The organism is Arthrobacter sp. NtRootA1 (genome assembly GCF_019976975.1).
Lineage (GTDB): Bacteria > Actinomycetota > Actinomycetes > Actinomycetales > Micrococcaceae > Arthrobacter > Arthrobacter aromaticivorans.
In genome coordinates, this window is record NZ_AP024630.1 from 838206 (window position 1) to 862946 (window position 24741).

Sequence of the window (24741 nt, forward strand, 5' to 3'; positions counted from 1 at the left end):
ATGAAAAAGGGAACACTTAACCCCTCGATCGAAAGTCTTCTCCGGAGCTGGCTTCCCACCAAACGCTGGTTCCCGGTGAAGAGCCCCGACTTTACGCTGGAGCGTGTCGGCGGTTTTAAACTCCCATACCCGGAAGGTATCGCCGGATTGCAGGTTGAACTGCTCGCCGTGACGTACCGGACGGCCGACGGCGGTCCCCGGACCGACGTCGTCCAGGTGCCGTTGAGCTTCAGAAGCCAGCCGTTGCCGGACGCTCCCGCAGCCTTGCTCGGGGAGATCACGGATCCGGAACTGGGACTGCGACTGGTTTACGACGCCGTGTACGACACCGAGTTCATCACGGCGTGGCTGGATCTCATGCGCCGGGAGGACACCGTGGATGACGGCCTCGCCGCGGGACACCTCACCAGGGGCCGTGTGGCCCTTCCGGAAGGACCCACCTCAGTCCGCGTGCTGTCCGGCGAGCAGTCCAACACGTCCGTCATCATTGACGACGGCGGTTCAACGGCAATCGTGAAGATCTTCCGTGTGTTGGCAGCCGGCAGGAACCCCGAGGTGGAGTTGGGCTCTGCGCTGACGGCAGCAGGGACAACCGAGGTTCCCGCAACGTTGGGTTGGATCACCGGTTCCTGGGATGGTCAGGGCCCAAGTGGCTCGGCCACGGGCGAGCTCACGGTGGCCCATGAATTCCTGCTGGGGGGATTGGATGCATGGAGGTTGGCTGTCGAGGCCGCTGCAGCCGGTGCCGATTTCACCCAAGAGGCCCACGAACTCGGTGCTGCAACCGCGACGGTCCACGCCAGGCTCGCGGAAACTTTCGGCACGCTGGATGGCCAGACGCAGGGCGCCGACATCATTGGGACCCTGGCCCGGCGTGTCCGCCAGTCATGGGCAGAAGCGGCTTCCGCCGTCGGGCCCTATGAGGGCAACCTCGAAGAACTGCTAGCCACGCTGCATCCCCGCGATGTGGGCCAGCTGCAGCGCGTCCACGGCGACCTCCATCTTGGCCAGATCCTCAAGGTTCCCGGAAAGAATGAGGCGCCGGGCCGGTGGGCCATCCTGGACTTCGAAGGCGAGCCCCTCCGGACCATTAGTGAGCGCAACACTCCCGATCTCCCCTTGCGGGACGTTGTGGGAATGCTCCGCTCCTTCGATTACGCGGCAGGAGCCGCAGTCCGTGAGAACGCGGAAGCCAAGGTCCCCGCGACATGGGCGGATGACTGCTCCACCGCGTTCCTGGCGGGGTACAGCGAAGTCATGCCGGGAACCATTGACCGCCGCTCGCCGCTGTTTGTGGCATTGTGGCTGGACAAGGCCTTATATGAGGTGGTCTATGAGTTGCGGAACCGGCCGGACTGGCTGTCCATTCCGGTCAACGCATCACGGCAAATCCTCGACAACACGAGCCGCGGCAAGCACGCCGCAGCTACAGCGGAAGGTAATGAAATGACAGGCTCTGCACGCACCGAACGGCCCCGAGTTCCCCTGCATGTGGACTCCGAGACCTTGGCCCGCGTGGCAGCTGGAGCCCACCACGCACCACACTCCGTGCTCGGCGCCCACCTGGACGATCACGGCCACGTCACTATCCGGACCGTGAAGCACCTCGCCAAATCGGTAACGGTGGTGACGGAGGCCGGACGCACTGCCATGGAGCACGAGGCCAACGGCATTTGGGCCGCTGTCCTGGATCCGCTGCAACACGGCCACGTGCCGGACTACCGTTTGGAAGTGGTGTACGACGCCGAACCCGTCACCATTGATGACCCCTACCACTACCTGCCTACCGTGGGTGAGGTGGATCTGCACCTGATCGGCGAAGGCCGGCACGAGCGTCTCTGGGACGTCCTTGGCGCCCACGTCCAGCATTACCGCTCTTCGCTGAGTGACGTGGACGGTGTTTCCTTTGCTGTCTGGGCCCCGAATGCCCAAGCGGTGCGGGTCAAGGGGGATTTCAACGGCTGGGACGGCCGTAGCCACGCGATGCGTTCCCTCGGCTCGTCCGGTGTCTGGGAAGTCTTCATTCCTGGGGTTGTAGCAGGGGCGTGCTACAAATTTGAGATCCTCACCCGCGGCGGCCACTGGGTTGAGAAGGCGGACCCGTTGGCCTTTGGTACGGAAGTTCCGCCGCTCACGGCCTCGCGTGTGGTCGACTCCAGCTACCGGTTCAAGGATGCCGACTGGATGGCCGCGCGTGCCCAGAAGGACCCGCACAACTCGCCCATGAGCGTCTATGAAGTCCACCTTGGGTCCTGGCGCCTTGGCCTGGGATATAAGGAACTGGCCAAGGAACTTGTTGACTACGTCAAATGGCTTGGTTTCACCCACGTGGAATTCATGCCCGTGGCAGAACACCCCTTCGGTGGTTCCTGGGGCTACCAGGTCACGTCCTACTTTGCGCCGACGTCCAGGTTCGGGCACCCGGACGAGTTCCGTTTCCTCGTGGACTCCCTGCACCAGGCAGGCATCGGTGTCCTGCTGGACTGGGTCCCGGCGCACTTCCCCAAAGACTCCTGGGCACTGGCCCGTTTTGACGGCGAAGCCCTGTACGAGCACTCAGATCCCAACCTGGGCGAGCACCCGGACTGGGGCACCCTGATCTTCGACTTCGGACGTACCGAGGTGCGGAACTTCCTGGTGGCCAACGCACTGTATTGGCTCGAAGAATTCCACATTGACGGACTCCGCGTAGACGCCGTGGCCTCCATGATCTACCTGGACTACTCGCGCGAGGAAGGACAGTGGCAACCCAATAAGTTCGGCGGCCGCGAGAACCTCGAAGCAATTTCCTTCATGCAGGAGGTCAACGCGACCGTCTACAAGACGCACCCCGGGGCCGTCACCATCGCTGAGGAATCCACCGCGTTCCCAGGTGTCACGGCACCCACCAATCATGGCGGGCTCGGCTTTGGCCTCAAATGGAACATGGGGTGGATGCACGACTCCCTGAAATACATCTCCGAAGACCCCATCAACCGCCGCTGGCATCATGGCACCATCACGTTCTCCATGGTCTACGCCTTCTCGGAGAACTTCCTCCTGCCCATCAGCCATGACGAAGTAGTGCACGGCAAGGGATCAATGCTTCGCAAGATGCCCGGTGACCGTTGGCAGCAACTGGCCAACCTCCGCGCCTTCTTCGCCTACCAGTGGGCACACCCCGGTAAGCAGCTCATATTCATGGGTACCGAATTCGGCCAGGAAGCCGAATGGTCGGAGCAGTACGGACTCGACTGGTTCCTGGCGGACATCCCGGCCCACCGTGGACTCCAGCTCCTGGTCCGGGACCTTAACGGCCTCTACACGTCAACGCCTGCACTGCATGTACGCGACAACGAACCCGGCGGCTTCCAGTGGATCAACGGTGGAGACGCCGACCACAACGTGCTGACTTTCATTCGCTGGGACAACGATGGCAAGCCGTTGGTGTGCGCAGTCAACTTCTCCGGTGGCCCGCACAACGATTACATTCTGGGCGTACCGGAAGCAGGGGAGTGGGTTGAGGTCCTCAACACCGATGCCGAGACCTACGGTGGCTCAGGCGTCATCAACGCTGGAACACTGAAGGCTGCCTCACCGGGGACTGATGGCCAGCCGGCGGCATTGACGGTGACACTGCCGCCGCTTGGCGCGTCCTGGTTCACGTTGGCCGAGTAGTTCTTCAACGAGCCGGGTTGTGATTGAAGACCCGAGTACTTCTTCAAGAGCAGGGAGGGTCCGGAGCGGAGTGCTTCGGGCCCTCCCTGACTCCGTCTGGGTGTGTCGTTGAGATACCAACGGAGCCCTCTCTGAGTGGCTTTGCCATCTCGGCGGAGTAGGGGTATAGTTAGTACCCGCGCTGGTCCCCGAGTGGAGATCGCCAAGCTGACAAGAAACCGCAAGGAAAAATCAAGTCAAGCTTGCCGATTTGACTCCGAGAGATCCAGCCGGTAAGTTTGAAAAGTTGCTCCGGAGCGATTCTGAGGCCTTTTGGGTTTTGGTTGGTACTGCTCTGGAATAGTGACCTGTTGTTTGAGAACTCAATAGTGTGCCAAGTTTGTTGATGCCGATTGTTTTTTGATTGGTTGAAATTATGGCCGGGCCGTTGCGCACCCCCGTGTGTGGTGGTCTGGTTTTCAGCTGGTTTCGAATTTTGTGCAGCCGCGTTCTTGCCGTTATTTCCGGTGGGTGTGGTTGTGTCTGTTTGATTTTTTGTTTTCAACGGAGAGTTTGATCCTGGCTCAGGATGAACGCTGGCGGCGTGCTTAACACATGCAAGTCGAACGATGATCTCCAGCTTGCTGGGGGGATTAGTGGCGAACGGGTGAGTAACACGTGAGTAACCTGCCCTTGACTCTGGGATAAGCCTGGGAAACTGGGTCTAATACCGGATATGACCATCTGGCGCATGTCATGGTGGTGGAAAGCTTTTGTGGTTTTGGATGGACTCGCGGCCTATCAGCTTGTTGGTGGGGTAATGGCCTACCAAGGCGACGACGGGTAGCCGGCCTGAGAGGGTGACCGGCCACACTGGGACTGAGACACGGCCCAGACTCCTACGGGAGGCAGCAGTGGGGAATATTGCACAATGGGCGAAAGCCTGATGCAGCGACGCCGCGTGAGGGATGACGGCCTTCGGGTTGTAAACCTCTTTCAGTAGGGAAGAAGCGAAAGTGACGGTACCTGCAGAAGAAGCGCCGGCTAACTACGTGCCAGCAGCCGCGGTAATACGTAGGGCGCAAGCGTTATCCGGAATTATTGGGCGTAAAGAGCTCGTAGGCGGTTTGTCGCGTCTGCTGTGAAAGACCGGGGCTCAACTCCGGTTCTGCAGTGGGTACGGGCAGACTAGAGTGCAGTAGGGGAGACTGGAATTCCTGGTGTAGCGGTGAAATGCGCAGATATCAGGAGGAACACCGATGGCGAAGGCAGGTCTCTGGGCTGTAACTGACGCTGAGGAGCGAAAGCATGGGGAGCGAACAGGATTAGATACCCTGGTAGTCCATGCCGTAAACGTTGGGCACTAGGTGTGGGGGACATTCCACGTTTTCCGCGCCGTAGCTAACGCATTAAGTGCCCCGCCTGGGGAGTACGGCCGCAAGGCTAAAACTCAAAGGAATTGACGGGGGCCCGCACAAGCGGCGGAGCATGCGGATTAATTCGATGCAACGCGAAGAACCTTACCAAGGCTTGACATGAACCGGAAAGACCTGGAAACAGGTGCCCCGCTTGCGGTCGGTTTACAGGTGGTGCATGGTTGTCGTCAGCTCGTGTCGTGAGATGTTGGGTTAAGTCCCGCAACGAGCGCAACCCTCGTTCTATGTTGCCAGCGGTTCGGCCGGGGACTCATAGGAGACTGCCGGGGTCAACTCGGAGGAAGGTGGGGACGACGTCAAATCATCATGCCCCTTATGTCTTGGGCTTCACGCATGCTACAATGGCCGGTACAAAGGGTTGCGATACTGTGAGGTGGAGCTAATCCCAAAAAGCCGGTCTCAGTTCGGATTGGGGTCTGCAACTCGACCCCATGAAGTCGGAGTCGCTAGTAATCGCAGATCAGCAACGCTGCGGTGAATACGTTCCCGGGCCTTGTACACACCGCCCGTCAAGTCACGAAAGTTGGTAACACCCGAAGCCGGTGGCCTAACCCTTGTGGGGGGAGCCGTCGAAGGTGGGACCGGCGATTGGGACTAAGTCGTAACAAGGTAGCCGTACCGGAAGGTGCGGCTGGATCACCTCCTTTCTAAGGAGCTGCTAACAACTTGCTGTTGCCCTGCATGGGGTGGTGGTGGTTGTCAGTGTTGCCCATTGCGCAGGCGTTTGTTCTGCGGTGGGTGCTCATGGGTGGAATATCAACAAATCAAATGTTTTTTGGCATGGCCTTGCTGGTTGTGTCCTGGTGTTAGTACGGCGTTGCTGCGTCCCCTTGTGGGGGTGTGGTGGTGTTGGGAACGTGCCGGGGCGTGGTTGTGGGGGTTGTGTTTGGCGCACTGTTGGGTCCTGAGGCAACAGGACCTTTTTGCAGCAATGCAGGGGGGCACTTCTGGTGTTTCTTTTGTTCCTGCTTCTGTCCTTTCACTGCCGTGGTCGGCCCCGCCTTTGGGTGTGGGTTGTGGTGGTGGGGGTGGTTGACGGGGTTGTTGTTTGAGAACTACATAGTGGACGCGAGCATCTAGGACACACACGCATTTGTGTGTGTGTTCTTACAGCAATTTCTTATGAATGAACCTGGCCCTTGTGGTCGTGGTTCTCTCGAATAGATGATGCATGACTGAACGTATGTTTGGTTTGTGTGTGGTCAAGTTTTTAAGGGCACACGGTGGATGCCTTGGCATTAGGAGCCGAAGAAGGACGTAGGAATCTGCGATAAGCCTGGGGGAGTTGATAACCGAGCGTTGATCCCAGGATGTCCGAATGGGGAAACCCCGCACAACGCCGCAGGGTGATTGTGTGACCCGCATCTGAACACATAGGGTGCGTGGGGGGAACGCGGGGAAGTGAAACATCTCAGTACCCGCAGGAAGAGAAAACAAGAGTGATTCCGTTAGTAGTGGCGAGCGAACGCGGATCAGGCTAAACCGTTTCATGTGTGATAGCCGGCGGGCGTTGCATGGGCGGGGTTGTGGGACTTTCCGTACTGGTTCTGCCGGACCGGTGGGGTGTGTAGTGCAGGCATAGGTGAACGGTCTTGAAAGGCCGGCCAGAGAGGGTGTGAGCCCCGTAACCGTAATGTTGTGTGCCGCCTGGAGAGGATCCCAAGTAGCACGGGGCCCGAGAAATCCCGTGCGAATCTGTCAGGACCACCTGATAAGCCTAAATACTTCCTAATGACCGATAGCGGACCAGTACCGTGAGGGAAAGGTGAAAAGTACCCCGGGAGGGGAGTGAAACAGTACCTGAAACCGTGTGCTTACAATCCGTCGGAGCCAGTCTGATTCTGGTGACGGCGTGCCTTTTGAAGAATGAGCCTGCGAGTTAGTGTTACGTCGCGAGGTTAACCCGTGTGGGGTAGCCGTAGCGAAAGCGAGTCTGAACAGGGCGAGTGTAGTGGCGTGATCTAGACCCGAAGCGGAGTGATCTACCCATGGCCAGGTTGAAGCGACGGTAAGACGTCGTGGAGGACCGAACCCACTTCAGTTGAAAATGGAGGGGATGAGCTGTGGGTAGGGGTGAAAGGCCAATCAAACTCCGTGATAGCTGGTTCTCCCCGAAATGCATTTAGGTGCAGCGTTGCGTGTTTCTTGCCGGAGGTAGAGCTACTGGATGGCCGATGGGCCCTACAAGGTTACTGACGTCAGCCAAACTCCGAATGCCGGTAAGTGAGAGCGCAGCAGTGAGACTGTGGGGGATAAGCTTCATAGTCGAGAGGGAAACAGCCCAGACCACCAACTAAGGCCCCTAAGCGTGTGCTAAGTGGGAAAGGATGTGGAGTTGCGAAGACAACCAGGAGGTTGGCTTAGAAGCAGCCATCCTTGAAAGAGTGCGTAATAGCTCACTGGTCAAGTGATTCCGCGCCGACAATGTAGCGGGGCTCAAGTACACCGCCGAAGTTGTGGATTTCACACGGTACCCTAGCCTTCGTGGTTCAGGGGTGTGGAGTGGTAGGGGAGCGTCGTGTGGGCAGTGAAGTCGCGGTGGAAACCAGCGGTGGAGCCTACACGAGTGAGAATGCAGGCATGAGTAGCGAAAGACGGGTGAGAAACCCGTCCGCCGAATGATCAAGGGTTCCAGGGTCAAGCTAATCTGCCCTGGGTAAGTCGGGACCTAAGGCGAGGCCGACAGGCGTAGTCGATGGACAACGGGTTGATATTCCCGTACCGGCGAAAAACCGCCCATGCCAAGCGGGGGATACTAACCGCCCGGAGCCTGCCCGCCCACCCTTGTGGTGTGTGGGTTTTGGCCGAGCGCGGGACCTGATCCCGGGAGGTAAGCGTATTAACAGGTGTGACGCAGGAAGGTAGCCGGGCCGGGCGATGGTTGCCCCGGTCCAAGGATGTAGGGTCAGGGATAGGCAAATCCGTTCCTGTGTGCTTCGAGCACGATCCTGAGATCTGATGGGACTCCCGTTTGGGGGGATCCGGTGATCCTATGCTGCCAAGAAAAGCATCGACGCGAGGTTTTAGCCGCCCGTACCCCAAACCGACACAGGTGATCAGGTAGAGAATACCAAGGCGATCGAGAGAATTATGGTTAAGGAACTCGGCAAAATGCCCCCGTAACTTCGGGAGAAGGGGGGCCTGCCCCGTGATGGAGACGTGCTCTCCGTGAGCGGGTGTGGGCCGCAGAGACCAGGGGGAAGCGACTGTTTACTAAAAACACAGGTCCGTGCGAAGTCGCAAGACGATGTATACGGACTGACTCCTGCCCGGTGCTGGAAGGTTAAGAGGACCGGTTAGCCCCTTGTGGGCGAAGCTGAGAATTTAAGCCCCAGTAAACGGCGGTGGTAACTATAACCATCCTAAGGTAGCGAAATTCCTTGTCGGGTAAGTTCCGACCTGCACGAATGGAGTAACGACTTCCCCGCTGTCTCAACCATAAACTCGGCGAAATTGCAGTACGAGTAAAGATGCTCGTTACGCGCAGCAGGACGGAAAGACCCCGAGACCTTTACTATAGTTTGGTATTGGTGTTCGGAGTGGCTTGTGTAGGATAGGTGGGAGACGTTGAAACCCGGACGCCAGTTCGGGTGGAGTCATCGTTGAAATACCACTCTGGTCACTTTGGACATCTAACTTCGGCCCGTGATCCGGGTCAGGGACAGTGCCTGATGGGTAGTTTAACTGGGGCGGTTGCCTCCTAAAAAGTAACGGAGGCGCCCAAAGGTTCCCTCAGCCTGGTTGGCAATCAGGTGTCGAGTGTAAGTGCACAAGGGAGCTTGACTGTGAGAGAGACATCTCAAGCAGGGACGAAAGTCGGGACTAGTGATCCGGCGGTACATTGTGGAATGGCCGTCGCTCAACGGATAAAAGGTACCTCGGGGATAACAGGCTGATCTTGCCCAAGAGTCCATATCGACGGCATGGTTTGGCACCTCGATGTCGGCTCGTCGCATCCTGGGGCTGGAGTAGGTCCCAAGGGTTGGGCTGTTCGCCCATTAAAGCGGTACGCGAGCTGGGTTTAGAACGTCGTGAGACAGTTCGGTCCCTATCCGCTGCGCGCGCAGGAAATTTGAGAAGGGCTGTCCTTAGTACGAGAGGACCGGGACGGACGAACCTCTGGTGTGTCAGTTGTACTGCCAAGTGCACCGCTGATTAGCTACGTTCGGATGGGATAACCGCTGAAAGCATCTAAGCGGGAAGCTCGCTTCAAGATGAGATTTCCATACACAATTTGTGTGAGAGGCCCCCAGCCAGACCACTGGGTTGATAGGCCGGATGTGGAAGCGAGGACCAAAGACTCGTGAAGCTGACCGGTACTAATAGGCCAACAACTTACACCACACACAACACTGCACGCGTCCACTATGTGGTTCCCGAACAACAACCGTTCCAGGAACCAACACAACTGAATAACAACACCACAAAGTTGTAACCACACAAGACTTCCCACCCCGGACAAAACCGGGGGACGGGTAACAAGGTTACGGCGGTCATAGCGTGGGGGAAACGCCCGGTCCCATTCCGAACCCGGAAGCTAAGACCCACAGCGCCGATGGTACTGCACCCGGGAGGGTGTGGGAGAGTAGGACACCGCCGGACACACATTAGGTCGAGACCCCCCAACCCACACCGGGTCGGGGGGTCTCCCACATTTAAACGACACGAATCTAACCAACACAAAGCGAGCCCCGACCACCACAGCCGGGGCTCGCCCCATTTAACGCGCATTTAGCTGTTCCAGAACCCATCGAGTTGCTCTGCAAGGGCGCGGCCTTGCTCGTAACCGGCCTGGGCAGCCGCCGGACGCATCGACGCATCCATCGCATTGGCCCCGAACATGTGCTCGGCCCTGCTCTCCGGGAAGATCGTTTCGACCCGGCTGCCGCCGGCGCGTAATTCGTCGACCTGCGTGGCGAGGTCCATGCCCCACTCCAGCGGAGTCCGTGTTCTCCCCCCAAAGGGTGAGAGCACCAGCACGCGGGCGTATCCCGCTGCAAGATCCGCATTCTCGGCGTTGGCTCGATACCCGCCGTCAATGTATCGGCCGTCACCGATGCTGTAGGCGAACCCACTGGAGCAGCTGGCCGCTACGGCATCCGCCAGTTCTACGCCGCTGTGACTGTCGAACTGGACGGGCTGACCCGTCCTGGCATCCACTGCAGTGATGAGTACGGTTCGTTGCGGCCACTGCAAAGTTGGGAGTCGGGCGGCGACGGTTGCACGCCACTGGCTTTGCCTTGATTCGTCCGCACTGGCAGCGAACTCAAGCGCTGCAGCGCCCATCCTTCGGCGCATATCGGCAGGATCCGTAGAGGCTTCAATGATTTTTCGTGTTCTTTCCAAATGGTCCACCACGTGCTGCGCTGGACCGGACTGCGTTGCATTGGCTTCCGGCGGCCGTTGTCGTTGTGGCTGGGGTGGTGCCGCAAGGATAGCTGCGTACAGTTCTGAAGGGCTCGCGCCAGCTATCTGTGCCGCGGCGGTGGAGCCAGCCGATGTGCCGACAGTCAGGTCGGCTGTGGTCACATCCATTCCGGCATCGAACATTCCGGCGATCACGCCGATCAGCCATGCATTGCCCGTGGATCCACCGCCACCAAGCACAAGCGCTTTTCCGGCTGTTTGTTTCGGAACCGTGGCGGGATTTTCCTGGGCAGAAAGAGGTGTTGTGTTCATGGGAGTCGCCTTTCGCGAATTGCCTCTGTGGCGCTCCCGTTGGCGACTAGCTGAGTCGCGAGATCGTGTCCTGCGGGGGAGCACCCATTTCGGATACTGCGTTCATGGGTCTCACCTCCTGTTGATAGATCACGATCAACGGGACTCTAACACCGCGCTTACGGGCTGCGCAACCAAGCCATCCTCCAGCACGCGGTGTGGACATGGTTGATGGGGGAATTGCGTGTTTAGGCACCGGTAGAGTTGGTGGTCATGGACAGTATTTTCAGTCATCCCGAGCCGGAGCCTGAGCCCTCGTCACAGGACACCAACGATCTTGAACCCTTGGTGGTGACAGTGGTGGTGCCAGCCAGCGTTTCACATGCCTTTTTGGGGTTTACGGACCATCCTCATCTGTGGTGGCCCCTTGAAGAGGAGAGTGTGTTCGGCGCGGGATCACACGTGGAATTCGAGGAAAACCTGATCCTGGAGACGGCCGAGGACGGTCGCACCTCGGTGTGGGGAACCATCGATGACTGGCAGCCGCCGCTGTCCTTCCATGCAAGCTGGTATCCGGCGAGCACGCCCCTCTGGTCCACGGAATTGAGGGTCTCGTTCAGGGCGGTGGAGGGTGGCACGGAGGTACGGTTGGTTCACGACGGTTGGGAAGGTGCTGAGGATCCTGCTGCCAGCCGGGAATCGTATGCGGAAGGTTGGCCTCGCGTCCTGGAACGCTATGTACGGTTCATGGGCGGGACCGTTGCCTAGAGTCAGGAGACTTCGTGCTGAAGATTGGTCTCTCCTGAGGAAAGTCCGGCTGGAAATGCTAACGGATACGCCTATGGCTTATGTCGAAAGCCTGGAGGCGGCGCGGCGGCAAACGGACCCGCAATGGCAGGAACGGACTGCGGCTATGGCCGGCGATTCCAGCGTGACGTTGGTGGCTGACGGTGGCGTGGATGGAAGCCCGTTCTGTGGGCTGATGAGGGTTGTCCTGAAGCATCCTCAAGACCCGAAGAAGCCACTTCAAGCCATGCTGATAAGTGTCTATGTTGCCCCCGAACATCGAGGTTTGGGATTGGCGGATGAGCTCCTTCACCAGGCCTGCGAGGCTGCCCGGATCGATCTGGGTGCCGAGCTCTTGGAGTTGGGCGTCCACGAGGACAATACGAGGGCGTTGGCTTTCTACCGGCGGCACGGTTTCAGCACCACAGGGGACAGCCGACCGTATCCCCAGGACACGTCCAAGCAGGAACTGGTCATGGAAAAGGTCTTGAAGCAGCAGCCGAAGTTTTAGGCGGTAGCCGGGGGGGCCGGCCTAGGCGGCGTCGCTCCTGGGGACGGCCGTGCTCGAACGAACCACGAGCTTGGTGGGGTGTTCAGTATCGGCAGGTACAAGGTCCAGGCCATTGTTGATGGCGCCCAGCAAAGTGCGCACGGCCAGTGCTCCTTGCCCCTTTGCGTCCTGGTCGATGGTGGTGAGGCCCATGACCTTCCCGAGGTCGTGTCCGTCGATGCCGATGACCGAGAGGTCCTCTGGAATTCGCAGGCCGAAGTCACGCGCAGCAAGAATGGTGCCGATGGCCATCTCATCTGATGCAGCAAAGACTGCCGTTGGTCGCTCTGGTGCGCCTCCCAGCAACTGTCGGGCAGCGGCGTAAGCGCCTTCGATAGTGAAGTCAGCGGAAGCGATCCATTCGGGCCGAACCTGGCAGTCGGCGTCGTTCATTGCTTTCTCGAAACCACCGCGACGTGTCCCGGGAAGCTGGAAGTCCTGATCGTATGCTTCTTCGCCGGTCATGTGGGCGATCTTGGTGTGACCCAGGCCGATCAGGTGGTTTGTGGCTTGCTGTGCGATCGCGGAATCATCGATCCGGATGGTCGACGCCCCCGGAAGGGGGCCGCCGATGCCGACGATGGGCCGATGGACTGCAAGGAGCTGCTGCATCTCGTCCTCGCTGAGCTCCAAGGAGACTGCAATGACCGCGTCCACGCGCTTGCGCAGCAGGAAGTCGTTGAACACGCTGTGCCGGTGTTGCGGGTCTTCGCCGATGTTGTAGAGCGTGAGGTCGTATCCGGCACTCAGGAGCGCAGCGGAGGCACCCTCGATCACCGCTGAATAGAACCAGCGGTGCACCGAGGGCACCACCAGGCCAACGTTGTGCGTACGGCCGGACGCCAGACTCGAGGCGTGATAGGAGAGCACGAAGCCAAGCTCGGCTGCGGCGGCACGTGCCCGTTCCCGGCTGGCGGGGGAGACGTTGCCTTTGCCACTGAGCGCGCGTGAAACCGTGGCAACGGAGAGTCCCGATCGCTCGGCTACGTCCTTGATGCCGGTCATGCTGCTCCTCGGTGGGAAAGTTAGCTGGTTGTGAGCCAGATGCTCTCCCCCGAGCTTAGTAGATCCGTGCCCTGCAGATCGGAGTCCATGGAATGGGCGACGCCTGCCGCCGAACTGCGAAGGATGACCTTGCCGTCGGGAAACGGCAGGGGCTGGTTACCCACGTTCATGATCACCAAGGTGTCGCCGTTGAGGTAGGCGAGCGAGGATTCGGTGCAGTAGTCCTCCACCCATGCCAGGGAACCCTGGCCCAGCCGACGCTCGGCGCGTTGGGCAAGCATCTCACGGTAAAGATTAAGGTGCGACGCCGGATCCGCCTGCTGCTTGTCCCTCGCCAATGCGGCCCAGGACTCTGGTTGCGGCAGCCAGGGATCCTGGCCATCTCCGAAACCCGCATGCAACTCCGAAGAACGCCATGGCAGCGGCACGCGGCAGCCGTCGCGGCCTATTCTTTCTCCGCCGGTCCGGGCGAAGGTGGGGTCCTGGCGCATGCTCCCGGGAATGCTTGTGGAGTCAGGCAGCCCAAGCTCTTCCCCTTGGTACAGGTAGGCACCACCGGGGAGGCCAAGCATGAACATGGTGGCCGCGGCAGCCCGACGTCGTCCGAGTTCTTCATTGGGTTGTACGTCGTCGGGACCGATGCCGTCGCCATCGCGGGGACCTGGTCCCTCGTAACCGAAGCGTGAGGCGTGCCGCACGACGTCGTGGTTGGACAGCACCCACGTGCTGGGCGCGCCAACCGAGTCCAGGGAGACCAGCGAGTCGGTGATGATGTGGCGCAGGCGGTTCACGTCCAGGCCGGCGTGCAGGTACGGGAAATTGAAGGCCTGATGCATCTCGTCGGGCCGGACCCACTGTGCCAGCCGGGGAAGGGGATCGACGTTGGCTTCGGCGCAGAGGATCCGATCGGGGCCATATTCCTCCAGGATGGAGCGCCAGCGCCGGTAGATATCGTGCAAAGCGGGCTGGCCGAACATAGGGGCCTCGTGGCCGGGGTAGCCATCGGAGCTGTTGCCATCCGCGCGTCCACCCCAGTTGGGCAGGCCGGCGGCCTTAACGAGCGCGTGGGCCACGTCAACCCTGAAACCGGAAATTCCGCGATCCAGCCAGAAGCGGAGGACCCGCTCAAACTCGGCGTGCACGGCACGGTTGTCCCAGTTGAAATCAGGCTGAGAGGAATCAAAGAGGTGCAGGTACCACTGTCCGGGCTGGCCATTCGGTTCCGTGATGCGGGTCCAGGCCGGGCCGCCAAAGTGGGACTGCCAGTTGTTGGGAGGTTCGTTTCCGTCAGGTCCTTGGCCGTCCCGGAAGATAAACATGTCCCGCTCGCGGCTGTTGGCCGGAGCCGCGAGTGCCGCTTGGAAGGCGGCGTGTTGGTCGGAGCAGTGGTTGGGAACAAGATCTGCAATGACCCGCAGGTGCAGGCGGTTGGCTTCGTAGATCAGGGCGTCGAAGTCCGCGAGGCTTCCGAACAGCGGATCGACATCGCAGTAGTCGCTCACGTCATAGCCTGCGTCCCGCTGCGGTGAGCGATAGAACGGCGAGAGCCATACGGCATCCACGCCCAGTTCGGCGAGGTGGGCGAGTTCGTGGGTGATACCGGCGAGGTCGCCGATTCCGTCGCCATTGAGGTCCCGGAAGGACCGCGGATAAATCTGGTAAATGACTGCGGAGCGCCACCATCCGTGAGCTGCGGAGGCCTCGTGGATGGGCGTCAATCTAGCGAGAGCTGCAGCGGGCGCGGACGCCTCAACTGGGAGCAATGAATCAACAGACATGAACACATCGTAGGAGACCAGGCATCAGATTGGAAACGCTTTCAGTCAAAATGACCCTTCCATGACAGCTCTGTGGAGTATCGGGGTTTACCAATCATCGTTTCAGCATGTACTGTTTGGAAGCGCTTGCAGTTGTGAGCCACATCACCGACGTTGCCTCTGGGCATAGAGCCCCGCCGTCGAAGCACATAAGGAAAGGGACACCAATGAAGGTGCACAACACCCTCGCGACTCAGACCACCCGCCGCGTTTTCGCTACCGGCGCGATCTCCGTGGTCGCAGCCCTGGCCCTGAGCGCCTGTGGCGGCAGCGCCTCCACCGCTCCCAGTTCGGAAGCCGCCAAGCAGGACCTCAAGGCAGCCGGCGCCGGCACCATCACCATGTGGGTAGACGCCGAACGATCGCCCGCGTTGAAGGACATCACCGAAAAGTTCAAGTCCGACACCGGCATCGAAGTCAAGCTCGTAGTGAAGGACTTCGCTGCCGTCCGCGATGACTTCATCACGCAGGTTCCAACCGGCCAAGGCCCCGATCTGATCGTTGGACCGCACGACTGGATTGGAAAGTTTGTTCAAAACGGTGTGATCGCACCGGTGGAACTAGGCGACAAAGCCAGCCAGTTCCAGGATTCCTCCATCAAGGCCATGACCTACAACGGCGCCGTCTATGGCGTACCGTACGCGATCGAGAATATTGCCCTGCTGCGCAACACCAGCATCGTGGACAGCAAGGCGAGCACCCTGGATGAGGTAGTGGCCAACGGCAAGAAGGCCGTTGCAGAGGGCAAAGCCACCTTCCCGTTCCTGGTGGGCATGGATCCCAAACAGGGCGATCCCTACCACCTGTACCCGCTGCAGTCATCCATGGGTTCGCAGGTTTTCGGTAAGAACGCCGACGGCGGTTACGATGCCAAGCAGTTGCTCATTGGTGACGCTGCCGGCGTCGAATTCGCCAAGAAGCTGGCCGCCTGGGGCGATGCCGGCGAGAAAATCATCAACTCCAACATCACCGGCGACATCGCCAAGGAGAAATTCCTTGCCGGAGAATCGGCGTACTTCCTGACGGGCCCGTGGAACGTGCCGGATGTTCAGAAGAAGGGCATCAAGTTCGCAGTTGATGAGCTGCCCACGGCCGGTGGCGAGGCTGCGCAGCCCTTCATCGGCGTCAACGGCTTCTTCATCAGCGCTAAGAGCGCCAACGCCCTGGCCACCAACGAATTCGTCACCAACTACCTCACCTCCGAGTCCGCCCAGGACTCCATGTACACGGCAGGCGGTCGCCCGCCAGCACTCAAGGCATCCTTTGAGAAGGCAGCCAGCGATCCCGTAGTGGAGGCCTTCGGCAAGATCGGCGCCACCGGCGTGCCCATGCCGGCTATTCCCGAAATGAGCGCCGTCTGGGCTGACTGGGGCGCCACGGAACTGGCCATCATCAAGGGCCAGGGCGATCCCGCTGAAGCGTGGGCCAAGATGGCCGCGAGCATCAAGTCCAAGATCGGCGGCTGACGCCTAAACCGGTGATTCCACCGGTCTGCCCGGGGCCGGACGGTGCCCGCCCGGCCCCGGGCCCACCGTCCGGCCCGTGCCAGTCGCAAACTGCTTTACTCCAAGGATCCAAAATGCCAAAGCCAGATCTCCACGAACCGCCAGCCAGCGCAGCCAGTACGACGCCGGTGCAGCCGCCTCGCGGTACTGCCCACCCGAAGGTTGCCCACCAGGACGCGGCCCACCGGACTATCCGGAACGGCCTCCGGGGCCCCGACTCCATCAAGGGCACCATCCTCAAGATCGTCCTGTTGGGCTTGGTGGATGCCTTTGCCGTGTACGTGCTGATGATGCTGTTCCTGAGCCAATCATGGGCCGCGCTCGCCGTCTCCTCGCTGGTGGTGCTGGCGATTAACTGGATCTATTTGCGCAGGGGTGGGCTTCCGGCGAAGTATCTGGCTCCGGGTGTGCTGTTCCTGCTGGTATTCCAGGTCCTGGTGGTGTTCTTCAGCGGTTATATCGCCTTCACCAACTATGGCGACGGGCATAACAGCACCAAGGAAGACGCCATCGCGGCCATCCAGCTGACCGCCCAGAAGCGCGTCCCGGATTCGCCTGCATACAAGGCGGCCGTGCTGACCAAGGGCGATACGTTCTACCTGTTGTTTACGGACCCCTCCGGCAAAGCCCAAATAGGCAGCACCGATGAGCCACTCACTGAGGTATCAGGGGCGGGAAAGGATTCCACTGGCAAGGCCAACTCCCTTCCTGGCTACGAAACACTGAAGTTCCAGGAGATCGTGGCCAACCAGCAGGAAATTCTGAAGATTACCGTTCCCGTCTCAGAGAACCCCGCTGATGGAACCCTGCGCACCGCCGATGGCAGCACGGCCTACCAGTTCAAGCCGGCGCTGCGCTACGACACCGCCACCGATACCTTCACTGACAGCGACACCGGCACGGCCTACCGCGACAACGGCAAGGGCGCCTTCGCGGACGCTAACGGAGAGACGTTGGCCACCGGCTGGAAGATCGACGTCGGCATGGCGAACTTCGCCCGGGCCTTCACCGATCCGAGCCTCCGCGGCCCACTGCTGGGCGTCATCCTTTGGACGTTCACTTTCTCGGTAGCCTCTGTTGCCTTGACGTTCGCCTTGGGGCTGTTCCTGGCCATCACCTTCAACCGTGAGGACCTCCGCGGCAAAAAGGTTTACCGGATCCTGATGATCTTGCCCTACGCCTTCCCGGCATTCCTGTCTGGACTGGTGTGGTCGGGCATCCTCAACCCCGAGTTCGGGTGGCTGAACCAGACACTGCTGGGCGGGGCGCATATTGGCTGGCTCACGGACCCTGTCCTGGCCAAAATCAGCGTGCTGGTGGTCAATGTGTGGCTCGGATTCCCGTACATGTTCCTGGTATGCACCGGGGCACTCCAATCCTTGCCAACAGAAATTGATGAGGCTGCCCGCATGGATGGAGCATCCCCTTGGCGAGTGTTCCGCTCCATCAAGCTGCCGCTGCTCCTGGTCTCGGTGGCACCGCTGCTGATCTCCTCCTTTGCGTTCAACTTCAACAACTTCAATGTCATTTACATGTTGACCGGTGGCGGCCCGCGCTTTGCAGACACCGATCGCGATATCGGAGCCACGGACATCCTGATCACGCTGGTCTACAAGGTGGCGTTCGGCCAAGGCACAGGGCGCGACTACGGACTGGCCAGCGCGCTCGCCATCATCATCTTCATCATCGTGGCCACGATTTCGGCCATTAGCTTCAAGCAGACCAAAGCACTCGAGGACGTGAACTAATGAGCGAGGCACAGGTACGCACCCTCCCCAGCATTGAACAGGCGCACGACGGCGGTCCCGCACCGTTGGTGCCAAAGCGGCGTCCCTTTGGGGTTTGGTTCAAGGACAAAGGCTGGCGGCACGCCGTCGGCATCGTCACCACCATCTTCGCCGTGTTCCCGCTGCTCTACGTTTTGTCGGCGGCGCTGGACTCCAACGGCACCTTGGTGGGCTCCAACGGTCTGTTCTCCAGGTTCGATACCGGCAACTTCACTGCGCTCTTCAGCGATCCGAGCCGTCCCTTCGGGCGCTGGTTCCTCAATACCCTGGTGGTGGGCCTGGTGACCTCCGCCGCCACAGTCTTCCTGGGGGCGATGGCCGCGTACGCATTCTCCCGCATGCGCTTCAAAGGCCGACGAGTGGGACTGTTGACCCTGCTCCTGCTGCAGATGTTCCCGCAGCTGCTGGCCGTCGTCGCAATCTTCCTCCTCCTCAGCGGTATCTCACAGGTGATCCCCGCCCTGGGCCTTGGCAGCCAACTGGGGCTCATCATGGTGTACCTCGGCGGCGCGCTGGGCGTGAACACGTACCTCATGTACGGCTTTTTCAACACGGTCCCGCAGTCCCTGGACGAAGCTGCAAAGATCGATGGTGCCAGCCACGTCCAGATCTTCTTCGGCATAATCCTGCGCCTGGTCACTCCCATCCTGGCCGTTGTTGGACTGCTGGCATTCATCGGTATTTCCAGTGAATTCGTGATCGCCAGCGTTGTCCTCACCGATCCTGATAGCCAGACACTCGCCGTCGGGCTCTATTCCTACGTGGCACAGCAGCGTTCCGAGAATTGGGGCGTCTTCGCCGCTGGCGCCGTCATCGCGGCTATCCCGGTCATGGCTCTGTTCCTCTTCCTGCAGAAGTACATCGTCAGCGGCCTTACGGCTGGCTCAGTGAAAGGATGACTATGTCGCTTGCCGTTCCACATCACGACGGATCCGCCCTTTATCTTTCGGGTCATGCTCCCGGACGGATTTCACTGGGCGAGGTTGTTCGGCTTCGTCTACGGGTTCCGCAGGAGTGGGGTTCTGCGTCCCGGGTTTGGGTCCGTTCCGTACAGGACGGCGAGCCGCGGTACGACGCTGCGGTCCGGCTCGGCAGCATCGATGGCTGGGACTGGTGGGAAACGGCGATGCTCGTGGCCAATCCCGTGGCCAAGTACCGGTTCCTGCTGGAAATCGAGAGCAACAGCGCAAGTGGGCGGCACTACTGGAACCTCAACGCCCAAGGGCTTTTCAACCGGGATGTTGCTGATGCAGCGGACTTCCGCCTCACCACGTTTGCTCCCGCACCGCAGTGGCTGCATCAGGCCACCATGTACCAGGTGTTTCCGGATCGCTTCGCCCGCTCTGCCCAGGCGGATGCGCACCCCCTCCCGGACTGGGCTGTGGGCAGCTCGTGGGAAGAACCAGTGGTGGCTACCGGGCGGGAAACGCCCATTCAGTTCTACGGTGGCGACCTGCCTGGAATCACGGGGAAACTGGACCATCTCGAGGAACTGGGCATCGACGTTCTCTACCTGACGCCATTCTTCCCGGCCCGTTCCAACCACCGCTACGACGCCTCCACCTTCGACTCCGTGGACCCACTCCTTGGCGGGAACCAAGCGCTGGTGGAGCTGGTGGAGGCGGCGCATTCCCGGGGCATTCGTGTGATGGGTGACCTCACCGCCAATCACACTGGCGATGCACACGACTGGTTCGTGAAGGCTCTCGCCGATCCGGGCTCAGAGGAGGCAGGGTACTACTACTTCAGCGAGGACCATTCGAGGTACGAGTCGTGGTGGGGTGTGCCGTCGCTGCCGAAACTTAATTGGTCTTCGGACGCCCTCCGGCGGCGTTTCGTGACTGACGACGATTCGGTGGTTGCCCGGTGGCTCAAACCGCCCTTCAACCTGGACGGCTGGAGGATAGACGTTGGCAATATGACCGGACGCCTTGGCGCCGTGGACCTGAATCACGAGGTTGCGCGGCTCATCGCCGAGCGGGTTCGTGAGATCAACCCGGACGCAGCTTTGTTTGCCGAGTCCACCTCCGATGCCGCGCCGGACTTCACGGGTGAGCACTGGCACGGTGCCATGACGTACTCCAACCTCACCCGGCCACTGTGGTCCTGGCTTGCGGGGGATGCACCGCACGTAAACTTCTTCGGCTCGCCCCAGGCAGGACCCAACAAGATCGAGGCCGAAACCTTCCTGGCCACGCATCAGGACCTCGCTGCGGGATTTAGCTGGGGTGTGCTAAATAACACGATGAATGCCCTCAACACACATGACACCGCACGCGCCGCGACAGTGATGCTCGACGGCGGCCAGGAAGTTGGCGCTCTGCTCACCTTCACCCTGCCAGGCGTTCCGGTGTTGTTCGCGGGAGACGAGTTCGGCCTTGAAGGCTTCAACGGCGAGGACTCCAGGACACCCATGCCATGGGACTGGCAGGAAGGAAAATCCAGCCGCCACCCCGTCAAGGATATGCGTTCCTTCTACTCGGCTCTGGGGAGGCTCAGGAGCGGGCTGCCGGCACTCACCGAAGGCGGGCTGCGCTGGATCCACGCCGAGGGGGACGCCCTGGTATTCGTGCGTGAGACCGCTGACTCCGCAGTTCTGGTCATGGCCGTCCGCGACTCTGCCCGGGTCTGCGTAGATAACGCCGTCCTTTCCCAGCGGCAACTCGAATCGTTGTTCGCGCCACCCCTGCACAGCTTTGGGAACATCTCCACGAGTTGGGGGAATGACGGCGATGTACTGCTGTGCGCAGACGGCATTTCTGCTGGTATCTGGTCCCTTCCCGGAACCTGCGTTCCCACGGTGGTGGGCGGCGCTGATTAGACTGGGATCACTGAAAACCCTGCGAAGACTGCCGATTTGGCGTGTCCGCGGAGCTCATGTGGAGGGACCACCTTGTCGGACGAAACGGCTATGGCCGGAACAACAGAGGAAAGCATCAAAGGCCGCACAGTCGGCCGTCAGGAAGCTGACCAGCAAACGGTCGCCGGCCACAGTGATACGCAGCGCGCGTTCTTGGCGAGCCTGGCAGGCGGACTTCGGCCCGGCCAGATCGCCGAAGATGAAGCCACCCGCACGGCCTATTCCGTAGATCAAGGACCGCTGCTGGAGCGGCACCTGCCGCTCGCGGTCGTCTGGGCCGAATCCGTGGAAGACGTTCAAAACATCGTTCGAAGTTGCGCCGCCCACCAGGTGCCAATCGTCGCGCGTGGTGCCGGAACGGGTGTCTCGGGAGGCGCTCACGCCACCCAAGGCTGCATCGTGCTCAGCCTGGAACGAATGAACCGCATCCTGGACCTCAACCACGACGACGAGACCGCCGTCGTCGAACCTGGCGTCATCAACGCCGAACTGAATGCCGCAGCCGCCGAACACGGTCTCATGTACGCGCCCGATCCAGCCAGCTACAAGATGTCCACCATCGGTGGCAACGTAGCCACAAACGCCGGTGGACTGCGCTGCGCAAAATACGGTGTGACACGGGATTCCGTCCTTGCGCTGGACGTTGTGCTGGCCGACGGTTCACTGCTCCACACCGGCCACCAAACGTTCAAAGGCGTTGCCGGATACGACCTCACTGCGCTGCTGGTGGGCTCCGAAGGGACACTCGGAATCGTTGTGGGCGTGACGGTCCGCCTGAAGTACCTTCCACGCGAAGTCCACACCATCGCCGCGTTCTACCAAGACTTCCGCAGCGCCGCCGCAGGCGTGTTGGCAGTAGGAAAAGCCCGGGTCCAGCCAGCCATCATGGAACTCCTGGACAACGGGACACTCACACAGCTCGATGAGATGAACGGCTCAGACCTGCAAACCCGCGGCAAATCGCTGCTGTTGATCCAAACAGACGGTTTTGGAGCAGCCGCCGAGGCCGACGTCGTCCGGCAAGTACTCGCCGAAGGCGGAGCCACCGTCACCACCGAAGCCAGCGAAGAAGCCGAAATGCTGGTCGAACTACGCCGCAACAGCCGCGGCGTGGAAATGGACGACGAATTCAGGGTGGGCGAGGACATCGCTGTTCCACGCTCCCGGTTGGTGGACTTCGTGGCAGAACTCGAAGCCATGGCTGACCGCTTCCAAGTCCGCCTCAAAGTGGTGGCCCACGCCGGAGACGGAAACCTCCACCCCACGTTCTGGATGGACAGGGTGGACCCCGCCACGGACGCCGACGCCCTGGTACGCCTCAACGCAGCACTGGATGAATCGATCCGGGTAGGTCTCGAAATGGGTGGCACGATAACCGGCGAGCACGGCGTGGGGCAGTACAAGCTCCGGTGGCTGGGACTGGAGCAGCCTGAGCCTGTGCGGGAATTGCAGCGGCGGATCAAGGAGTTGTTCGATCCTGCAGGGATCTTGAATCCGGGGAAAGCTATCTAGGGCAGCTGGGCTGGGCGGGCCGCTGCGCTGGGGCGGCCTGCAGGGCGGGCCGCCGGACCGAAACGCTCTGCGCGCTCGGTCGTTCCTCCCTTAGACGCGCGCTGCCGCGTTTCGGTCCTGCGGCCCTTGCGTTCGTCCCCTCGTCCGCGCTGTCGCGTTTCGGCCCCGCCCTTGCGGCCCTCACTCTCCGTCCGGGATGGTATTCCAAATAGTCACCTACTCATTTCAGGTCGCATAAGACGCGGCATGTTTGCTGGGTTTACTTTGTGTCTGGCTCCTCGTAGTCTTGTTTGGTATACCAGAGTTACTATGAGGAGAATGACGTGGAAGAACAGCGCCGTGGTGGCTCCGGAAATTCTGGGCGGGCGTTCCGCGTCCTGGTGTTGTTGGCTTTGGTGCTGGTTTCGATCAATCTTCGGCCTGCCATCACCACCATTGCCGGTGTTATGAACCAGGTCCCGGGGGCCTTTCAGCTGGATCCGGTTCTGCTGCCTGTTTTGGGTACGTTGCCGGTGTTGGCCTTCGGGGTTTCAGGGCCGATCGGGCCCTGGCTTGCCCGGCGGCTCGGAACGGGGCCTGCCGTGGCGCTTGCACTGTTGGTACTCGCTGCCGCGTTGATCGTCAGGGTCCTTGTACCGGCGCTCCTCCTTGCCGGCACGTTCCTTGCCGGCATGGCAATCATGACGGCCAGCGTGCTCGTTCCCCAGATCGTCAAAACGAACCACGGCTCCGGCTGGTGGACCGGACTTTGCACCATGAGCTTTGGGCTCGGAGCTGCGCTCGGTGCAGGGCTGGTCCAGCCCCTTGCCGAGGCTTTCGGTGGGAGCCTCGCCTGGGCGCTGGCGGTGTGGGCCATCCCGGCACTGTTGGGAGCGTGCCTCATCCAACGCTCCGGAGGACGGTCGACGGCGGCAGGTACTTCCGCTGGCAAAGCCGGGTCAGCGGCAGGCGCCGTTTCGTCGCCACTGCAAGTCGCACCCCTGCGTAAGCAACGCACAGCCTGGGCTGTGACGGCCTTCTTTGGACTGCAGGCCATGCTCTACTTCGCGATCACGTCCTGGCTGGCCGTTTACCTCGTCTCCAAGGGGCTGTCATCGGCGGACGCAGCCGCGTTGTTGGCGTGGTTCAGCCTGGCGGGCCTCCCCGCGAGCCTGCTGGCTCCCGTGCTGGCCGGTCGTCCAGCCATTCTGCGGATCATGGCACCTGGCCTCGGACTGGCAGTGGCCCTTGCACTCTTGGGAGTCCTCGCAGCGCCAGCCGGCCTGCAGTTCGTCATGGTGGGGATCCTGGGAATAGTCCAGAGCGCCGGGTTCGGCCTGGCGATGGCCTTGGTAGTGATCCGCTCCTCCGGTCCGCAGACAGCGGGAAAGCTCTCGGCCATGAGCCAAGGGCTGGGGTTCGCGCTTGCCTCGCTCGGTCCACTGGTGGCCGGACTACTCCATACGTGGACCGGAGGCTGGGAAGTGACGTTCTGGGCGCTCGCGGCCGAAGCGGTGATTCTGGCTGGTGCGGGCTTCCTGGCCATACGTGGACCCGTGGTGAATGTTGAGCCGGTGGGGCTGTTGCCCGAGCCGCAGCGAAGGAACGCTGACGACGAAACCCGGCCAGCCGTCGTCGGGCTCTAAACTATGGCTGCGCGCGAGGGTCGCCGAGGACTGTCGGCGGGCTATGCTCCGGCGTATCCTCTGCGATATGACCAACTCAAAGTCTGGCGACAACACTGCCGCCACTGAAGTCCTGGAGACCAACGAATGCTGGGAACTCCTCCGTGGAGTTTCCGTGGGCCGGCTTGCCGTGTGGGTGGACAACCACCCGGACATCTTTCCGGTGAATTACAAGGTGGACCACGGGACCATGGTCTTCCGTACCGGCGAGGGCACCAAGCTTCATGCAGCGCTTGGTGACGCTCCTGTTGCGATCGAGGCTGACGGTGTCGATGCGCAAACCGGAGTGGCCTGGAGCGTGGTGGTCAAGGGGCAAGCTTCCGCAGTGAAGCTGACGCAGGACGTGCTGGATACCATCGGTCTCCTCCTGTTTCCTTGGGAAGCGGGGCAGAAGGACCAGTTCATCCGCATTGTACCGTCGGACGTGTCCGGGCGTCGTTTCAAGGTGACGCCTCCTGTGACCTGGTGGACGCCGCTGGACGATGCGCCCACAGCCAGGGGCGAGTAGCGCTTAACGCCGAGACC

Annotated in this window: 13 protein-coding genes and 3 rRNA genes; 13 read left to right on the forward strand and 3 right to left on the reverse strand. The window is 60.8% G+C overall.

What is annotated here, in order from left to right; translation table 11 throughout:
• The 4 genes from LDN90_RS04055 to rrf all read left to right on the forward strand — a co-directional run bounded on the left by LDN90_RS04055 (window position 1) and on the right by rrf (window position 9674).
• A complete protein-coding gene (locus LDN90_RS04055) occupies window positions 1-3657 on the forward strand; it encodes a 1,4-alpha-glucan branching enzyme (RefSeq protein ID WP_223948005.1) in 3657 nt (1218 codons plus the stop codon).
• 540 nt (window positions 3658-4197) lie between these two features.
• Window positions 4198-5719: ribosomal RNA gene (locus LDN90_RS04060) — 16S ribosomal RNA — on the forward strand.
• 553 nt (window positions 5720-6272) lie between these two features.
• A 23S ribosomal RNA gene (locus LDN90_RS04065) occupies window positions 6273-9416 on the forward strand.
• Between the two features lie 141 nt (window positions 9417-9557).
• Window positions 9558-9674 (forward strand): 5S ribosomal RNA (rrf, locus tag LDN90_RS04070).
• Together the 16S, 23S and 5S rRNA genes form the textbook arrangement of a ribosomal RNA operon.
• A gap of 129 nt (window positions 9675-9803) precedes the next feature.
• Here rrf and LDN90_RS04075 read toward each other — a convergent pair.
• Window positions 9804-10751: a patatin-like phospholipase family protein gene (locus LDN90_RS04075; protein ID WP_223948006.1), complete on the reverse strand. Its 948-nt coding sequence runs from the start codon at window positions 10749-10751 to the stop codon at window positions 9804-9806.
• A gap of 252 nt (window positions 10752-11003) precedes the next feature.
• On the opposite strand from LDN90_RS04075, the gene LDN90_RS04080 reads away from it, so the two are divergent.
• Together LDN90_RS04080 and LDN90_RS04085 are read left to right on the forward strand one after the other, a co-directional pair.
• Complete coding sequence (locus LDN90_RS04080; protein ID WP_223948007.1) at window positions 11004-11498, forward strand: SRPBCC domain-containing protein; 495 nt, start codon at window positions 11004-11006, stop codon at window positions 11496-11498.
• 55 nt (window positions 11499-11553) lie between these two features.
• Window positions 11554-12027, forward strand: a complete 474-nt coding sequence (locus LDN90_RS04085; RefSeq protein WP_346347002.1) for an N-acetyltransferase — start codon at window positions 11554-11556, stop codon at window positions 12025-12027.
• Window positions 12028-12048: 21 nt separating this feature from the next.
• Here LDN90_RS04085 and LDN90_RS04090 read toward each other — a convergent pair whose 3' ends face one another.
• Window positions 12049-13071 (reverse strand): LacI family DNA-binding transcriptional regulator, encoded by a 1023-nt coding sequence (locus tag LDN90_RS04090; RefSeq protein ID WP_223948009.1) that lies wholly within the window; start codon window positions 13069-13071, stop codon window positions 12049-12051.
• Window positions 13072-13091: 20 nt separating this feature from the next.
• The gene (locus LDN90_RS04095; RefSeq protein ID WP_223948011.1) at window positions 13092-14849 is read right to left on the reverse strand and encodes a glycoside hydrolase family 13 protein; all 1758 of its coding nucleotides are present in this window, start codon (window positions 14847-14849) and stop codon (window positions 13092-13094) included.
• Between the two features lie 206 nt (window positions 14850-15055).
• On the opposite strand from LDN90_RS04095, the gene LDN90_RS04100 reads away from it, so the two are divergent.
• The 7 genes from LDN90_RS04100 to LDN90_RS04130 all read left to right on the forward strand — a co-directional run bounded on the left by LDN90_RS04100 (window position 15056) and on the right by LDN90_RS04130 (window position 24724).
• Entirely contained in the window at window positions 15056-16354 is a 1299-nt protein-coding gene (locus tag LDN90_RS04100) for a maltose ABC transporter substrate-binding protein (RefSeq protein WP_223948012.1), read from the forward strand.
• Between the two features lie 113 nt (window positions 16355-16467).
• Window positions 16468-18141, forward strand: coding sequence for an ABC transporter permease subunit (locus tag LDN90_RS04105; RefSeq protein WP_223948013.1), 1674 nt, complete (start codon window positions 16468-16470; stop codon window positions 18139-18141).
• Window positions 18141-19079: a sugar ABC transporter permease gene (locus LDN90_RS04110; RefSeq protein WP_216926942.1), complete on the forward strand. Its 939-nt coding sequence runs from the start codon at window positions 18141-18143 to the stop codon at window positions 19077-19079. The genes LDN90_RS04105 and LDN90_RS04110 overlap by 1 nt, the downstream gene beginning before the upstream one ends.
• A gap of 2 nt (window positions 19080-19081) precedes the next feature.
• Window positions 19082-21001 (forward strand): glycoside hydrolase family 13 protein, encoded by a 1920-nt coding sequence (locus tag LDN90_RS04115; protein WP_223948014.1) that lies wholly within the window; start codon window positions 19082-19084, stop codon window positions 20999-21001.
• A gap of 90 nt (window positions 21002-21091) precedes the next feature.
• Window positions 21092-22552 (forward strand): FAD-linked oxidase C-terminal domain-containing protein, encoded by a 1461-nt coding sequence (locus tag LDN90_RS04120; protein WP_223948015.1) that lies wholly within the window; start codon window positions 21092-21094, stop codon window positions 22550-22552.
• Window positions 22553-22875: 323 nt separating this feature from the next.
• Complete coding sequence (locus LDN90_RS04125; RefSeq protein ID WP_223948016.1) at window positions 22876-24177, forward strand: MFS transporter; 1302 nt, start codon at window positions 22876-22878, stop codon at window positions 24175-24177.
• A 67-nt stretch (window positions 24178-24244) separates the two neighbouring features.
• Window positions 24245-24724: a pyridoxamine 5'-phosphate oxidase family protein gene (locus tag LDN90_RS04130; RefSeq protein ID WP_223948018.1), complete on the forward strand. Its 480-nt coding sequence runs from the start codon at window positions 24245-24247 to the stop codon at window positions 24722-24724.
• Window positions 24725-24741: the final 17 nt, after the last annotated feature.

Excerpts from the sequence above, each read along its gene's own strand:
- LDN90_RS04100 (WP_223948012.1), top strand. The coding sequence starts at position 15,056 with ATGAAGGTGCACAACACCCTCGCGACTCAGACCACCCGCCGCGTTTTC.
- LDN90_RS04110 (WP_216926942.1), top strand. The coding sequence starts at position 18,141 with ATGAGCGAGGCACAGGTACGCACCCTCCCCAGCATTGAACAGGCGCAC.
- LDN90_RS04075 (WP_223948006.1), bottom strand. The coding sequence starts at position 10,751 with ATGAACACAACACCTCTTTCTGCCCAGGAAAATCCCGCCACGGTTCCG.
- LDN90_RS04105 (WP_223948013.1), top strand. The coding sequence starts at position 16,468 with ATGCCAAAGCCAGATCTCCACGAACCGCCAGCCAGCGCAGCCAGTACG.
- LDN90_RS04120 (WP_223948015.1), top strand. The coding sequence starts at position 21,092 with ATGGCCGGAACAACAGAGGAAAGCATCAAAGGCCGCACAGTCGGCCGT.
- LDN90_RS04085 (WP_346347002.1), top strand. The coding sequence starts at position 11,554 with ATGCTAACGGATACGCCTATGGCTTATGTCGAAAGCCTGGAGGCGGCG.
- LDN90_RS04115 (WP_223948014.1), top strand. The coding sequence starts at position 19,082 with ATGTCGCTTGCCGTTCCACATCACGACGGATCCGCCCTTTATCTTTCG.
- LDN90_RS04090 (WP_223948009.1), bottom strand. The coding sequence starts at position 13,071 with ATGACCGGCATCAAGGACGTAGCCGAGCGATCGGGACTCTCCGTTGCC.
- LDN90_RS04095 (WP_223948011.1), bottom strand. The coding sequence starts at position 14,849 with ATGTCTGTTGATTCATTGCTCCCAGTTGAGGCGTCCGCGCCCGCTGCA.
- LDN90_RS04055 (WP_223948005.1), top strand. The coding sequence starts at position 1 with ATGAAAAAGGGAACACTTAACCCCTCGATCGAAAGTCTTCTCCGGAGC.
- LDN90_RS04130 (WP_223948018.1), top strand. The coding sequence starts at position 24,245 with ATGACCAACTCAAAGTCTGGCGACAACACTGCCGCCACTGAAGTCCTG.
- LDN90_RS04080 (WP_223948007.1), top strand. The coding sequence starts at position 11,004 with ATGGACAGTATTTTCAGTCATCCCGAGCCGGAGCCTGAGCCCTCGTCA.